The following is a 15359-nucleotide window of genomic DNA, read 5'->3' on the forward strand; positions in this document are numbered from 1 at the left end:
TGAGGGACGAAAATGGCCCGAGAATCAAAGGGGCCAGAGAGGGGATGCGGGGTGGTGAGCGACAAGGTGCGGGCCGTCGTCGTGGGCGGCGGGACGGCCGGCTGGATGACGGCGGCGGCTCTGGCCCGTCTCCTTCCAGGACAGTGCAACGTCCATCTGATCGAGTCCGAGGCGATCGGCGTCGTCGGCGTGGGCGAAGCGACTCTGCCCCATATTCGCGCTTTTAATGAACGACTTGGCATCAGCGAGGCCGATTTCATGGCCCGCACCCGGGCGACCTTCAAACTGGGGATCGAGTTCCGCGACTGGGGCCGAATCGGGGACAGCTATATCCACCCCTTCGGCACGTTCGGGCGGGGCGGTGGCGCCATCGACTTTCATCATTATTGGGCCCGGCTCATGCAGGGGGGGCAGGACCTGCCCCCGCTCGACCAACTATCCTATGCCTGCACCCTGGCACGCCAGGGGCGGTTCGATCATCCGGGGCGCGAGCGAGACCAGCTTTCCTCGACTTTCGGCTATGCCTATCAGTTCGATGCCCTGTTGTTCGCGCCCTATCTCCGTTCGCTGGCGGAGGAAATGGGAGCGCTACGCACGGAAGGAATCGTGATAGATGTCGAGCGTGACGGCGAAAGCGGCCTGATCCGCGCGGTGACGCTCGGTGACGGGCAGCGGATCGAGGGCGACCTGTTCATCGACTGTTCGGGCTTTCGCTCGCTGCTGCTCGGCCAGACGCTAGGCGAGCCGTTCGAGGATTGGTCGAAATGGCTGCCCACCGATCGCGCGGTCGCCATGCCGTGCCGGACGCGGACCGCCGTCACCCCCTATACCAGTGCGATCGCCATGCCCGCCGGTTGGCGCTGGCGCATCCCGCTGCAGCATCGCACCGGCAATGGCTATGTCTATGCCAGCGACTTCATCTCGGATGACGACGCGCGGGATGCGCTGATTGAGGCGGTGGAGGGCGAGCCGATCGCCGAGCCCCGGCTGTTGCGGTTCAAGGCCGGTCGGCGGCAGCGCAGTTGGGTCGGCAATTGCATCGCGATCGGCCTGGCGAGCGGCTTCCTCGAACCGCTGGAATCGACCAGCATCTATCTGGTCCAGCAGGCGATCACCGCGCTGATCGAAATCTTCCCGGAACGGCACCCGAGCGACGCCGACCGGGACGAATTCAACCGGATCATCGACCTAGAATATGACCGCATCCGCGACTTCCTGATCCTGCATTACCACGCCACGACGCGCGACGATTCCCCCTTCTGGAACTATGTGCGGACCATGCCCATCCCAGACAGCCTGGCCGAGAAGATGGAGTTGTGGCGCCGCCGCGCGCGGGTGGTGAAGTATCGCGAGGGCGTGTTCCTCGATGCCAGCTGGATCGCGGTCTATCTGGGCCAGGGCATCGTGCCCCAGGGCTGGGACCCGCGCGCCGATATCGCCGCAACGCCCGAACTGACTCAGGCGGTGGCAGCGCTGCGCGCCGAGATCGCGCACGATGTGGCGGCACGCCCCGATCACCGCGACTTTCTCGATCGCTATTGCCCGATGGGAGCGGCGGCGTGACGGTGGAGGGACCGATCCGCCATATCCTGGTCGCCGGCGGCGGACTGACCGGATACTATGCCGCCGCCGCATTGAAGCGACGCGCGCCGTTCCTTGACGTGACGCTGCTGGCGACGCCGGTCGCGCCCGAGGCGCTGGCCGATCAGATCGCCTGCACCCTGCCCTCGCTGTGCGGTTTTCAGGCCGATCTGGGGATCGGTGAGGATGACGGGATCACCCGCGCTGGGGCGGGCTATCGCTTGGGTACGCGCTTTACCGGATGGGCCGAAGGGCTGCCGGATTATGTCCACGCCTATGGCAGCTATGGCCATCCGATCGGACCGGCCGGATTCCCCCTTCATTGGGTACGCGCGGCGAAGGCCGGCCCGGTCACACCGTTCGACGCCTTCGCCCCTGCTGCCCAACTGGCACGCGCCGGGCGGTTCGTGCCGCCGACGCCGGGCACGGTCTTTGCCGGCCACGAATATGGCCTGACCCTCGACATCGCGCGGCACCGCGCGATGATCCGCGCCTTCGCGCTGCATGTCGGAGTGCGTGAGATTACGGGCGAGATCGCCGAGGTATCGAGCGATGCGCCGGGCTTTCTGAGCGAGGTCCGCACGGCAAGCGGCGAAACGCTGAGCGCCGATCTGTTCATCGACGCGACCGGCCCAGCGGCGCGGCTGCGGGGAACGATCGATGACGAGCGGGACGACTGGTCGCGCTGGCTGCCCTGCCAACGCTTGCTGCTGGGCGATCGTCCGCAAGTCGAGAATGCGCCCGTGCTCACCCCGGTCGAGGCGCATGGCGCCGGATGGGGCTGGTCGAGCGGCCGGCAAATGGGGCTGGCCTATGCCAGTGCCTATCTGAGCGATGGCGATGCCGCCGCCATGCTCGGCAGCCTGAATGTCACACCAGCCGCGCCGATCGCGATCCGTGCGGGTACGCGGCCCAAACCCTGGCGCGGCAATTGCGTTGCGATCGGCGATGCCGCGACCGAGGTCGAGCCGCTCGAATGGTGCAACCTGCATCTGGCTCTGAGCGCGGTCGATCGGCTGATCACCATGCTGCCCGACCGGGCGATGGCGCCCATCGAAGCCGCCGACTTCAACCGCCAGACGCTGGCGGAGGCCGAGCGGGTGCGTGACTTCCTCGCCATGCATTACCGCACCGCCACGCGCCCCGAGCCGATGTGGCGCGCCGTGGCGCAGGCCGCGCCGCCGCCCAGCCTGGCGCACACGCTGGCCCAGTTTGAGGAACGCGGGCGCCTCCCCTTCTACGAAGAGGAGACCTTCACCCGCGATAGCTGGGCGGCGGTGCTGCTGGGCCAGGGCCATCTTCCGCGCCGGGTCGATCCGCTGGTCCACGCCGTACCGCCGGCCGAGGCGCAGGCAGCCATGACCCGCATGACCGGTGCGATCGCCGCCGCCCTTCCCCAGGCCCCCGCCCATGCCGAATGGCGCGCGGCCCAGACGAGACGCCTCGCCCGATGAGCCAGCCTTCCATCCCGGACCATGCGATCCGACAGGTCGTGATCGTCGGCGGCGGCACCGCCGGCTGGATGGCGGCCGCCGCCTTCGCCCGGTTGCTCAACAATGGCTATACACAGGTCACGCTGGTCGAATCCGAAGAGATCGGCACGGTCGGCGTCGGAGAGGCGACGATCCCGCCCATCCAGACCTTCAACCAAATGCTGGGGCTGGACGAGAACGACTTTCTCGCCGCCACCGCCGGCACCTTCAAGCTGGGGATCGAATTCGTCGATTGGGGCCAGCGTGGCGAGCGCTATTTCCACCCCTTTGGCCGCCATGGCCAGGATTTGCAGGGCGTGCATTTTCACCAGCTCTGGCTGCGCGAACGCAGCCGGCATGGGCTGCCCGACATCGCCGAATGGTCGATGAGCGCGATGGCGGCGAGGGCTGGCCGCTTCGGTCGCGCGCGGCCCGATGCCCAGTCGCCGGTGCGCGAGCTGTTCTACGCCTTTCACTTCGATGCCGGCCTCTATGCCCGTTACTTGCGCGGCTATGCCGAACGTGGCGGCGTGACGCGGATCGAGGGGCGGATCGAGGGCGTCGCGCTGCGACCCGAGGATGGCTATGTCGAGGCAGTGACGCTGGCCGATGGCCGGCGGATCGAGGGTGACCTCTTCATCGACTGTTCGGGTTTTCGCGGCCTGCTGATCGAAGGGGCGCTGGAAACCGGTTATGAGAGCTATGCGCACTGGCTACCCTGCGACCGGGCGGTCGCCGCGCCTTGCGCGCTGCCCGACCCGCGCGAGCCCGATCCCTTCACCCGCGCCACCGCGCGCGAGGCCGGCTGGCAGTGGCGGATCCCGCTGCAGCACCGGATGGGCAATGGCCTGGTCTATTGCAGCGACCATCTCGCCGACGACGATGCCGAGGCGCAGTTGCTGAGCGCGTTGGAAGGCGAATTGCTCGGCGATCCCCGACGCCTACGCTTCACCGCCGGGCGGCGACGCGAAAGCTGGAACCGCAATGTCGTGGCGCTGGGACTGTCGAGCGGGTTTCTGGAGCCGCTGGAATCGACCAGCATCCACCTCGTCCAGGCCGCGATTCAGCGGCTGATCGCGCTGTTCCCCGACAAGCGCTTCGACCCCGCCGAGCGGAGCGAGTTCAACCGCCAGATGCGCGACCTGTATGAGGATGTGCGCGACTTCATCATCCTGCATTACAAAGCGACGCGGCGCGACGACACGCCCTTCTGGAACCGGGTACGGACGATGGAGGTGCCCGACAGCCTGGCGCGCAAGATGACGCTGTGGGCGGGCAAGGGCCGGCTGTTCCGCGAAGGCTATGACCTGTTCAGCAACCCCAGCTGGGTCGCGGTTGGCCTGGGCCAGGGGATCGTACCGCAGCATTGGGAGCCGGCGGTCGATGCCCTGGACGAGGATCTGGTAGCGCAGGCACTGGAGCAGATGCGCGCCGGCTATGCCGACACCGCCGCAAGGCTGCCCAGCCACGGCGATTTCCTGCGCGCCACCGCGCCTTCGCCGCTGGCGCCCGGTCTGACGGGCAACACGGGTTCCGGGTTCGATTTCGCCAGACAGAGCGGTACGCCCCGTCGGGGGCCGCTGCTGTGAAGGCCCGTTTCGCCCTCCCGCTGGCCGCCCTGGCGCTGATCGGCGCGACCGACGCGCCGGGGCCGCATCTCAACCAGATCGGCTTTCGCCCCGATACCGCCAAGCGCGCCATACTCGCCCATGACGGAACCACGCCGCTCCCCTGGCGGCTGATCGACGAGAGCGGCCGGACCGTGGCGGAGGGCAAGTCCCTCCCCTTCAGCGCCGATGCCGCGTCGGGCGACAAGGTCCATCAGATCGACTTTAGCCGCTTTGCCACCCCCGGCACCTATCGCCTGCAGGTCGATGGCCAGACGAGCCATCCCTTCACCATCGCCGCCAATGTCTATCGTCCGCTGGCGCGCGCTTCGCTCAATTTCTTCTATCAGAACCGGGCGGGGATCGCGATCGAGCCGCGCTTCGCCGGCGGCGCGCAATGGGCGCGCGGGGCGGGCCATCCCCATGAGGTCGTGACCTGTTTCAAGGGGCGCGACCTGGCCGGAAACGACTGGCCGGGCTGTCCCTATACGCTCGACGTCACCGGCGGATGGTATGATGCGGGCGACCACGGCAAATATGTGGTCAATGGCGGCATCGCGCTGTGGACGCTGCAAAATCTCTATGAGGTGAATGCCGCCGCGCCCCCCTTCCCGGACGGCAGCGCCGCCCTGCCCGAGGCCGGCAACCGCATCAACGACCTGCTCGACGAGACGCGTTGGGAAATGCGCTTCCTGCTGGCGATGCAGGTGCCTGATGGGCAGCATCTGGCACTGCCGGTCGGGCGACAGGGACGCGGCAAGCTGACGCTGACCGATGTCGATGCCGGCGGCATGGTGCACCACAAGATCGCCGATCGCAACTGGACGAAAATCCCGACCAACCCGGCCGAGGACCGCGAGGAACGGCTGCTCTATCCGCCGAGCACGGCGGCGACGCTGAACCTGGCCGCCACCGCCGCGCAATGTGCGCGCATCTGGCGCGGGATTGACAATGGCTTTGCCAAACGCTGCCTGACGGCGGCGAGCAAGGCCTATCAGGCGGCACTGCGCAACCCGGATATCTATGCCGCCCAGGCCTTTACCGGCAGCGGCGGGTATGGCGACACCGACCTGTCCGACGAACTCTATTGGGCGACGGCCGAACTGTACGCCGCCACCGGCATGCCCGAACTGGCGGAGGCGCTGCACAAGATGCCGTTGCACGCCGCGCTGCTGGCGGGTGAGCCCAGTTGGGGCAGCGTCGCGACGCTCGGCACGATCACGTTGGCGACCGCAGCCGGCGTTGCGCCCGCCGAACGCGCCGCCGCGCGCGCCAAGCTGATCGCGCTGACTGATCGCTTCGTGGCGGAGGAAGCCCGGTCGGGCTATCACCTGCCCTATGCCGGCACCGCCTATGCCTGGGGATCGAACAGCAACCTTCTCAATCGGGGCATGATCCTGTCGCTGGCCGCCCGCTTCACCGGCGAGGCGCGCTACCGCGATGCGGCCGTCGATGCGATGGACTATGTGCTCGGCCGCAATCCGCTCGACCAGAGCTATGTCAGCGGGTTCGGATGGAAGCCGCTACGCAACCCCCATCATCGTTTCTGGGCGCATCAGATCGACGCGCGGCTGCCGGGGCCGCCGCCGGGGGTGCTCTCGGGCGGCGCGGACAGTCTCGTCTTTCCCGAAAGCGCCTCGCTGACGCTCAAAGGTCGCTGTGCACCGCAGCGTTGCTGGATCGACGATATCCGCGCCTATGCGCATAACGAGGTCGCGATCAACTGGAACGCGCCGCTGGTCTGGTTGGCAAGCGAACTGGCCGCTCAGCGTCCGTAAATATTCACTCTATTAGCTGATTATCTGGAGAGGTACCCGAATATGGATCGTCGTCATTTCATGAAGCACGGCATGGCGATGGGCACCGCCGCCCTCGCCACCGGTGGCGGCACGCTGGCCGCCGCCCGTGCCACCGCGCAGACCCCGCTCGACCAGAGCTTTCCCAAGGACTTCCTCTGGGGCACCGCCACCGCCGCCTATCAGATCGAGGGCGCGGTGAACGAAGATGGGCGCGGCCAGACCAATTGGGACGTCTTCTCGCACACGCCGGGCAAGGTCGCGAACGGTGATACCGGCGATGTCGCCTGCGACAGCTATCACCGCTACAAGGAAGACATCGGCCTGATGCGCAATCTGGGCATCAAGGCGTATCGCATGTCAATCGCCTGGTCGCGCATCTTCCCCGAGGGGCGCGGCAAGCCCAACCCTAAGGGCATCGACTATTATAACCGCGTGATCGACGCGCTGCTCGAAGCCGGTATCCAGCCTAACGTCACCATGTTCCACTGGGACCTGCCGCAGGCGCTGCCCGGAGGCTGGCAGAACCGCGATACCGCCAAGGCCTTTGCCGATTATGCGGGCTTCATGGCGGGCAAGCTGTCCGATCGCGTCCACCGGTTCATGACGGTCAACGAGCTGCGCTGCTTCACCGATCTGGGCCATATGGTCGGCATCCACGCGCCGGGCCTGAAGCTGGCACCCGCGCTGGTCAACCAGGTCCGCCATCACGGCGTGCTGGCCCATGGCCTGGGCGTGCAGGCGATCCGCGCGAACGCCAAGGCCGGCACCGAGGTCGGTATCGCCGACAACGCCAATATCTATGTCCCCGCGATCGAGACGCCCGAGCATATCGAAGCGGCGAAGAAGGCGTTCCGCGACGACAATGCGATGTTCCTGACCGCCGTCATGGAAGGCCGTTATATCGACAGCTATCTGGCCTCGGCCGGGGCGAACGCGCCCAAGGTGCAGGCCGGCGACATGGCCGCGATCGGCAGCCCGCTCGATTTCGTCGCGCTCAACATCTACACGCCGACCTTCGTCAAGGCCGATGCCAGCGACCCGCGCGGCTACACCCCCCTGCCCCATCTCCCGCAGTCGCCGCGCATGGCCTCGCCCTGGCTCTATGTCGGCCCCGAGGCCGCCTATTGGGGCGTGCGCGCGGTCAGCGAGCTGTGGAAGCCCAAGGCGATCTACATCTCCGAGAACGGCACCTCGGCGGACGATACGCTCAACAAATCGGGCCTGGTCGATGACTCGGACCGGATCATGTATCTGCGTAACTATCTGGGCCAGTTCCGCCGCGCCGCCGCCGAGGGCTATCCGCTCAAGGGCTATTTCCTGTGGAGCCTGATGGATAATTTCGAATGGGCCGACGGCTATGGCAAGCGGTTCGGCATCCACCATGTCGACTTCGCCACGCAGAAGCGGACGCCGAAGCTGAGCGCGCTATGGTATAAGGAACTGATCCGCCGCAACGCGCTGGTCTGATCGACAGACCTGCCAGGAAAGACCCCGCCGGTCCCCCGACCGGCGGGGTTTTCTTTTGTCCACCCGCCGTGCCGCCGCCTCAAAAAATTCGGGCAGGAACGGCACTTGGCCATTCCTGCCCGGAGTGGGGAAAGGGTATTGGAAACGTCGGATCAGAAGCGGAAGCGAACGCCCAGACCATAATAGCGGCCTTCGTCGCGCACATCGCGCGGGTAGGACAGGCCGTTGCCATAGCTGCGATAATTGTTGAACGGCTTGGCCAAGAGGTTTGCCGCGTCGAAGGCGACGGTGATTTCCTTGGTCAGGTTGTAGTTGAACGCGAAGTCCAGACGCTGGATGCGCGTCGTGCCCTCACCATTGTAGAAACCATCGCCGTTGATGAAGTTGCCGTTCAGGAACGCATCGCGATTGTTGAACGACAGGCGGGTCGAAACATCGCCCTTTTCGTAGAAGAGCGCGACATTGTACGTCCACTTCGACAGGCCGGTGATCGGCACGAACGGCGCTTCGGTGGTGCCGCCGTTCGAGGCGAACAGATTGGCCGGGTAGCGCTGCTTGCCTTCCAGATAGGTCACGTTCGCCTGGACGCCGAAGCCGCTCCAGAGACCCGGCAGGAAGTCGAAGAAGGTCTGACCGCCCACTTCCACACCCTTGATCCGGCCCGCGCCGGCATTTTCCGGCCGGTTGATTTCGATCAGACCATAAAAGGGGTCGATCGTCCGGTTGACGTAATTGCTGATGAAGCCGTTCAGGTCGCGGTAGAAGACCGCCGCCGTGATCGAGGCGGTCGGCGAGAAATAATATTCGACCGTCGCGTCATAGTTGGTCGAGGTCAGCGGCTTCAGATCCGGGTTGCCGCCGCTGCCGAAGGCATTGGGCCGCGTGTTGAGGCCCGCCGGGAAGCGCGGATCGAGCGGCTGGTCGGGGATCACCGCCTGCGTGTTCTGGGCGATGTTCAGCGCCGGGTTGAGCTGGCCGAACTCCGGCTTGGTCCGCGTCTTGGTGATACCGAAGCGGATCTGCAGCTTGTCGTCGGGCCGGATGCGCAGCGAGAAATTGGGCAGCACGTCGACATAATTGGCACGCGTCGAGCGTGGTTCGCTGCGCCGCACGCCGTTGAACTCCACCGTCGAGACACCGCGATAATTGCCGACCGTATTAACGACGCGCGTGCCGATCAGACCGTCGAACCGCACCCTGCCCAAATAGAATTCATATTTGGCCTGGCCATAAAAGGCATAGGTCTGCTCATCCGCCAGGAAGGCCTGAAGCGGATCGAGCTGGACATTCTGCGTCGCGAACCGCGCCAGCGCGTCGCGATAACCGGTGTCGCCGGGGTTGGCGGCGACCAGCCGCTGCAAGGCGTCATAAGAGAATTGGCGCAACTGAGCGGCATTGCCGGCGATCCCGTCGCGGCTGGGCATCAGCCAGCTACGGAAACCCTGATTGGTACGGAACGCATCCTGGGTCAGCCCCAGATCGCCGGTCGGCGTCTGCGCCAGCCCGATCGCCAAGGGCTCGGTATAGGCATAGCGATTGCCACGGCGCAGCGAGGCGTCACGATCGGTCCAGCGAACGCCGAATTGCAGACGCGGGAACAGCGAGACATCGGTTTCGAGGTCAAGGTCGGTGCGCCACTGCCATCCCTTGCCCTGAACCCGGTAGGTTGCTTCATAATAGCCGCGCCAGATGTAGTTGGCCGGATTCTTGTTGTCGAAACCGGGCAGGTCGAACGACACGCCATTGTCGACGAAGAAGCGAACATCGGCGGTCGGTGCACCGGCGAAGGCGGTGTCGAAGCTCCACTCGTCCTCACCATACATCGAGTTGGTGTAGGCCAGGTCGGTCGACAGATGCGCGCGGCCGATATCCCATTTGGCGCCGCCGGCGGCCTGATAGGTGTTGGTATAGCCCTTGCGCGTGCTGCGATACGCTTCGGGGCGGAAGCCGCCGATCTTGGTCAGGCTTTCGACCTGCTCGGGCTGACCGGGGCGCAGCACGACATTGCTGAGCGTCGGATTATTGTCGAGCAGCGGCACGCGGAACCAGTCATTGGCGATCTCGCCGCGATAACCCTGGTAGAGAAAGTCATAGTAAAGTTCGAGATTAGGAGCCGGACGCCACTGGACGCTGGCGTTGATCGCCGGGCGCCAGCGTTTGCCGCTGTCGTTATAGACGCCGACAGCCGTCGGAATTTGGAAATTGCGACCAACCGATGCCGGCAGGACTGTCGTGCCCGGAGTCGGCGAAGCGGTATTGCCCTCGCCCCAGCGCACCGCGTTGCGATATTGCGCCTGGGTATAGGCGGCGTTGATCAGCCAGCCGATCTCACCGATCGCCGTATCGGCGCGCTGGCTGATCAGCAGATTGCCCAGCGGGTCGAACTTCTTGCTCTGGTCGTTATAGGTACCGCGCACGCCGCCGGCGATAGTGAAGCCCTTATCGAAGTCGAAGGGACGACGCGAGCGCACGTTGATCAGGCCCGCCAGACCTGGCTCGAGCAGGTCGGCGGTGCCGGACTTGTAGACTTCGAGACCGGCGAGCGCACCGGCGGGGAAATCCTGAAGCGCGGCGCGACGATTCTCGGCGGTGAAGATGTCGCGGCCGTTGAAGGTCGTCGCCACGTCGGGCAGACCGCGCACCAGAACCTGGGTCACTTCGTCGCTGTAGCGGTTCACCTGGATACCGGTCACACGCGCCAGCGATTCGGCCGCCGTGTTGTCGGGCAATTTGCCGATGTCCTGCGCGACGATCGCGTCCAGGATGGCGTCCGAATTGCGCTTGATCGCCTGCGCGCTGCCCAGGCTGGCGCGATAGCCGGTGACGACGATGTCGCGCGGATCGACATTGCCGTCGAGATTCTCGGTCGCCTGGGTGCCGGGGCTGCGGCCGGCGGCGCTGGCGGTCGCCTGTTCCTGCGCGACGGGCGCCTGCGCCTCGATCGGCGCATTCGGATCGGCGGCACGCGCCGCCTCCGCCGGGCTGGCCTGCTGCGCGGCGACCGGTGCCGCGATCAGTGCCAGCGGCGCCGCCGACAGCAACAAGACGTGATGCTTCATTCCTGATCCCCTCCATGGGCCCGAGCTTTCGGTGCCTCTTGGGGATCATTTGTCTGACTATCTTAGACGGCCGTCAAGGCTTTATGAACGTTCGATGAAACCACCGTAACAGCGTGGATTTTAGGCCACACTGCCCGAAAACCGACTTTTGCGTGTGTTAGCGCCATCATAATTGAAATCATTCGACAATTCCGGAAATCGGCCTGATGTCGCCATTACGCCGACATTTCAGTTCTTTGTCTGGGTTAATCCGAAGGCGGCCGGCGTAACGTTTTTAATCAGATCATCGTCGGCCCATTGGCCAGCGGCAGGCCGAAATCGGGCGTCCCATCGGCGCGGTAGCCGAAACGCTGCACCCGCGTATCGCGATTGGGATCGTAAAGCGGATCGCCGGTGATCTTCTCATAATCGCGGGCATGATAGACCAGCACGTCGCGCCCGGCCCGGTCGACGGTGAAGCTGTTATGGCCCGGGCCATAAATGCGGCGCTCTGGCACGGTGCGGAAGACGGGCTCGGGCGACTTGGTCCAGGCGGCCGGATCCATCAGATCGGCATCATCACGCGCCGTGAGCATTCCCATGCAATAACGGGCGTCGGTCGCGCTCGCCGAATAGGTCATGAAGATACGGCCGTTGCGGATCAGCGGCGCCGGTCCTTCCGCCACCTTGAACCCCTGCACCTCCCAGGGCAGCGTCGGCACGGTCAGCCGGGCGGGCTTGGCCGCCAGCGTGGTCGGCGTCGCCAGCGGCGCGAGATAGAGGTTGGAGTTGGTGTCGATCCCCGGCTCCTTCTGCGCCCAGGCGAGATAGCGCGTGCCGCGATGGACGAAGGTCGTGGAGTCGAGCGTGAACGTGTCCCACGGGGTCTGCAACTGCCCCAGCACCGACCAACGCCCCTTGACCGGATCGGACCCGTCGCATTGCAGGACATAGGTGCGGATATGGAACACATCGCCGCCATCCCCGGCCGCGACATAGACATACCAGCGGCCATCGATCTGATGGATTTCGGGCGCCCAGATATGCCCGGCCATCTTGCCCGTCGCGGGCCGCCGCCACAGCACCGTCTCGGGCGCGGTGGCGAGCCCCGCGATCGTCGCGGCGCGGCGCAGCACGACCCGGTCATATTCGGGGACCGACGCCATGAAGGTATAGAGGCCATCCGCCTGAAGCGCGATCTGCGCATCGGCCCGCTGGCGGATCAGGGGGTTTGTCACCCGTTCCCCCGCCGACATCCGCCGCGCCAGCGCCGGTGTCACGGCCAGCGCCGCCCCGCCCGCGACCAGCGCGCGCCGGGTTAATCCGTTTACCGTCATGAAGCCTCCCCTTCGACAAATGGCCATCCTTGCGAATCCCAACGCAACCGGGCGATCCGCAATGTCGAGGCCCCGTCGGCCTCGGCATCATAGGCATGGTGGATCAGGTAATCCCGACCGTCGCGGTCCCGCAGGACGCCGGCATGGCCGGGCCCGCGATAACGATCGGTCGCGCCAGCCTGCAGAAGCACCGTCCCGCCGCCGTCCAGCATCGCGCGTCCCTCTCGGTCGCGATAGGGCCCTTCGATCGACCGGGCCCGGCCGACACGCAAATGATAGCTGCTCTTCACCCCGCGACAGCAGCGGTCGAACGAGACGATCAGCCAATACCAGCCGCCATGATCGACGATGAACGGCGCCTCGATCGCATTGCCGCCGCCTTCGCTCTCACCGGCGGCACGGCGTGCGATCGTGCGGATCTTGGTGCCGGACGCCGGCTTGCCGGTCCGCGGGTCGAGCCGCACCAGTTGGATGCCGTCCCAGAAGCTGCCAAAGGCCAGCCACTGCCCACCCTGCCGATCGCGAGCAAAGGCCGGGTCGATCGCGTTGAAGGCACCGCCCTCCTGCGAGGCGACGACCATCCCCTCATCCCGCCAGCCATAATGCGGGCTGGCCGGGTCGAGCGTCGCGGCGGTGGCCAAGCCGATGACCGAGCGCTGTTTCCCGAAGGTCGACACGGAGTAATAGAGCCAGTAGCGGCCGCCGACCCGAGAAATATCGGGCGCCCATATATCCCGCGCGCCGGGAACGGCGGCCAGTGCCCAGCCCGGAATGGCGGCGAGCGGCGATGGCAGCGCGGTCCATTGGATCAGGTCGGGCGAACGCCGTGCGACCAGCGGCACCCGCCCCCGCTGCCCGGTCGAATAGGCGTAATAGCGATCGCCCTCGCGGATCAGGACAGGATCGTGCGTGGGAACGATGTCCCCCGATAACGGCGGCGTGACCTTATCCGGCGCAGGAGCCGCACCGATCAGCAACAGCGCCAGCCAAAGGGCCCTCCCCGGCTTCTGTGCGCGGGGCATGATCGAGCATCGGCCAAGCGGGCCCATATCGCGCCACATCCTCTCATATCATTGGACAGGTCCTGCCGTCCCGCCTTTATGACGTGATCCTTATGGTCGGACATAAGCCAGCGCAAGTCGATGGTATCGCGATGCTTCGTCATGACGGAAATGCGCCCCTTGTCGCGACGCCGGCAACGCGGCATCACGCCGTCATGCGGATCGCCATCATCGATACCAGCAGCACGCGCGCGGCGATCATCTCCGATGGGCTGCGCGAGGCGGGCTTGATTGATCTGGTGGTGATCGACCCCGCCGGGCCGCTCGCCGCGCAGGTGGAGCGCGCCGCGCCAGAGGTCGTGCTCATCAACCTCGAAAATCCCAGCCGCGACGTGCTGGAGGATTTTTTCGCCATGTCGCGCGCGCTCGACCGGCCGATCGCGATGTTCGTCGACCAGTCGGAGCCGGAGGCGACGATGGCGGCGGTCGATGCGGGCGTGTCCGCCTATGTCGTAGATGGTCTCGCCAAGCAGCGGATCAAACCGATCCTCGACTTGGCGGTACGCCGCTTCCAGGCCTTTTCACGGCTTCAGACCGAATTGGCCGAGGCCCGGACCGCGCTGGCCGATCGGCAGGTGATCGACCGGGCCAAGGCGATCCTGATGCGGCGGCGCGGGCTCGACGAACCCGCCGCCTATGCCCTGCTGCGCAGCCACGCCATGACCACCAACCGCCGCATCGCCGACGTGGCCGAGGCGATCGTGACCAGCGAGCAGTTGATGGGAGACTTGCCATGAGCGCCGAGATTTTCCGCATCGGCTTCCTCCCGCTGGTCGATGCCGCCCTGCCCATCCTGGCGCGCGAACTCGGTTTTGCCGAGGCGGCCGGGATCGAGATCGAGCTGGTCCGGGACGTGACCTGGGCGGCGGTGCGCGACCGCTTGCTCTATGGCCATACCGAGGCGGCGCATCTCGTCGCACCGCTCGCCATTGCGACCGCCTTGGGGCGGGATCGGCCGGCGGTGCCGATGGCGGTGCCCTTCGTGCTGGGACTGAACGGCAATGCCATCACCTTTTCGACCACCTTGGGCGAGGCGGTCGGCCTGCGCGAGACTTTGGGCGACCCGGTGGCGATCGGGACGGCGTTGAAGACCGTGGCGGAACGGCGGCGGGAGGCGGGCAAGCCGCTTCGCTTCGGCGTGGTGCATCGCCATTCCAGTCACAATTACATGCTCCGTTACTGGCTGGCCGGGGTCGGCATCCGTCCCGACGGTGATGTCGAGATCGTCGTTACCAGCCCGCCCTTCGCCGCCGACGCGCTGGCCGCCGGAGAGGTGGACGGCATCTGCGTCGGCGAGCCGTGGAACTCGATCGCGGTGGATCGCGGCGTGGGCCGAATCGCGCTCGCCACCGCGCAAATCTGGCGGCGCGGGGTGGAAAAGGTGCTCGCGCTGCGCGGCGATCGAGCCGAGGAACGGCGCGACGGTGTCCTGCGCCTGATCCGCGCGCTGCACGCGGCGGCGGCGCATTTCGTCGATCCCGATACGGTGGAAGAAAGTGCCGCCATCCTCTCCCGCCCGCACTATCTGGACGCGCCGGTCGATGCGATCCTGCGCGCGATTACCGACCGCATCCGCGTCGTGCCGGGCGGTGAGCCAGTCAACTATCCCGACTTCATGTTCCAATATCGCGAGGCGGCGAACTTCCCATGGCGCAGCCAGGCAGCGTGGCTCTATGCCCAGATGGTGCGGTGGGAGGGCATGCCCTTCTCGCCGGACGACGCCGCGACCGCACAAGGGGTGTTCCGCCCCGACCTGTACCGCGCCGCGCTAGCCGGATCGGGCGCGCCGCTGCCGGGGGCGAGTTCCAAGCTGGAGGGTGCGCTGGTCGAGCCGATCGGCGCGGGCTCGACGCAGGGGCGACTGGTGCTGGGCAGCGACCCGTTTTTCGACGGGCGGGCGTTCGATCCGGATGACATTCCGGGGTATTTGCGGGAATTGCCTTAACGGTCCTCCCCTGCAAGGGGAGGTGGCGCGCGAAGAGCGTCGGAGGGGTGTA

At 66.2% G+C, this 15359-nt stretch carries 10 protein-coding genes; 7 read left to right on the top strand and 3 right to left on the bottom strand.

All coding sequences use genetic code 11. The features are described from left to right. The first annotated feature begins 12 nt into the window (after window positions 1-12). From SP6_RS11320 to SP6_RS11340, 5 genes are read left to right on the top strand one after another with little or no spacing between them, the layout of a single operon-like run. A complete protein-coding gene (locus tag SP6_RS11320) occupies window positions 13-1563 on the top strand; it encodes a tryptophan halogenase family protein (protein ID WP_042469065.1) in 1551 nt (516 codons plus the stop codon). Then, entirely contained in the window at window positions 1560-3035 is a 1476-nt protein-coding gene (locus SP6_RS11325; protein WP_007406772.1) for a tryptophan halogenase family protein, read from the top strand. Before SP6_RS11320 ends, SP6_RS11325 begins: the two co-directional genes overlap by 4 nt. Then, window positions 3032-4642: a tryptophan halogenase family protein gene (locus SP6_RS11330; RefSeq protein ID WP_007406766.1), complete on the top strand. Its 1611-nt coding sequence runs from the start codon at window positions 3032-3034 to the stop codon at window positions 4640-4642. Before SP6_RS11325 ends, SP6_RS11330 begins: the two co-directional genes overlap by 4 nt. Beyond that, window positions 4639-6438: a glycoside hydrolase family 9 protein gene (locus tag SP6_RS11335; protein WP_007406776.1), complete on the top strand. Its 1800-nt coding sequence runs from the start codon at window positions 4639-4641 to the stop codon at window positions 6436-6438. The genes SP6_RS11330 and SP6_RS11335 overlap by 4 nt, the downstream gene beginning before the upstream one ends. Before the next feature lie 42 nt (window positions 6439-6480). Beyond that, a complete protein-coding gene (locus SP6_RS11340) occupies window positions 6481-7926 on the top strand; it encodes a GH1 family beta-glucosidase (protein ID WP_007406760.1) in 1446 nt (481 codons plus the stop codon). A 152-nt stretch (window positions 7927-8078) separates the two neighbouring features. Here the strand turns inward: SP6_RS11340 and SP6_RS11345 are convergent, their stop codons facing one another. The 3 genes from SP6_RS11345 to SP6_RS11355 all read right to left on the bottom strand — a co-directional run bounded on the left by SP6_RS11345 (window position 8079) and on the right by SP6_RS11355 (window position 13323). Next, entirely contained in the window at window positions 8079-10985 is a 2907-nt protein-coding gene (locus SP6_RS11345) for a TonB-dependent receptor (RefSeq protein ID WP_007406777.1), read from the bottom strand. Between the two features lie 278 nt (window positions 10986-11263). Further along, window positions 11264-12301 carry a glycoside hydrolase family 43 protein gene (locus tag SP6_RS11350; protein ID WP_007406758.1) on the bottom strand — a complete coding sequence of 346 codons (1038 nt, stop codon included), beginning with the start codon at window positions 12299-12301 and terminating at the stop codon, window positions 11264-11266. Further along, window positions 12298-13323: an arabinan endo-1,5-alpha-L-arabinosidase gene (locus SP6_RS11355; protein WP_037569913.1), complete on the bottom strand. Its 1026-nt coding sequence runs from the start codon at window positions 13321-13323 to the stop codon at window positions 12298-12300. Before SP6_RS11355 ends, SP6_RS11350 begins: the two co-directional genes overlap by 4 nt. 194 nt (window positions 13324-13517) lie before the next feature. On the opposite strand from SP6_RS11355, the gene SP6_RS11360 reads away from it, so the two are divergent. After that, complete coding sequence (locus tag SP6_RS11360) at window positions 13518-14099, top strand: ANTAR domain-containing response regulator (protein ID WP_007406769.1); 582 nt, start codon at window positions 13518-13520, stop codon at window positions 14097-14099. Further along, on the top strand, window positions 14096-15307 hold the full coding sequence (locus SP6_RS11365; RefSeq protein ID WP_007406764.1) for a CmpA/NrtA family ABC transporter substrate-binding protein: 1212 nt from the start codon (window positions 14096-14098) through the stop codon (window positions 15305-15307). Before SP6_RS11360 ends, SP6_RS11365 begins: the two co-directional genes overlap by 4 nt. Window positions 15308-15359 lie beyond the last annotated feature (52 nt).

It is taken from the genome of Sphingomonas paucimobilis NBRC 13935, assembly GCF_000739895.2.
In the GTDB taxonomy this organism is placed as follows: domain Bacteria; phylum Pseudomonadota; class Alphaproteobacteria; order Sphingomonadales; family Sphingomonadaceae; genus Sphingomonas; species Sphingomonas paucimobilis.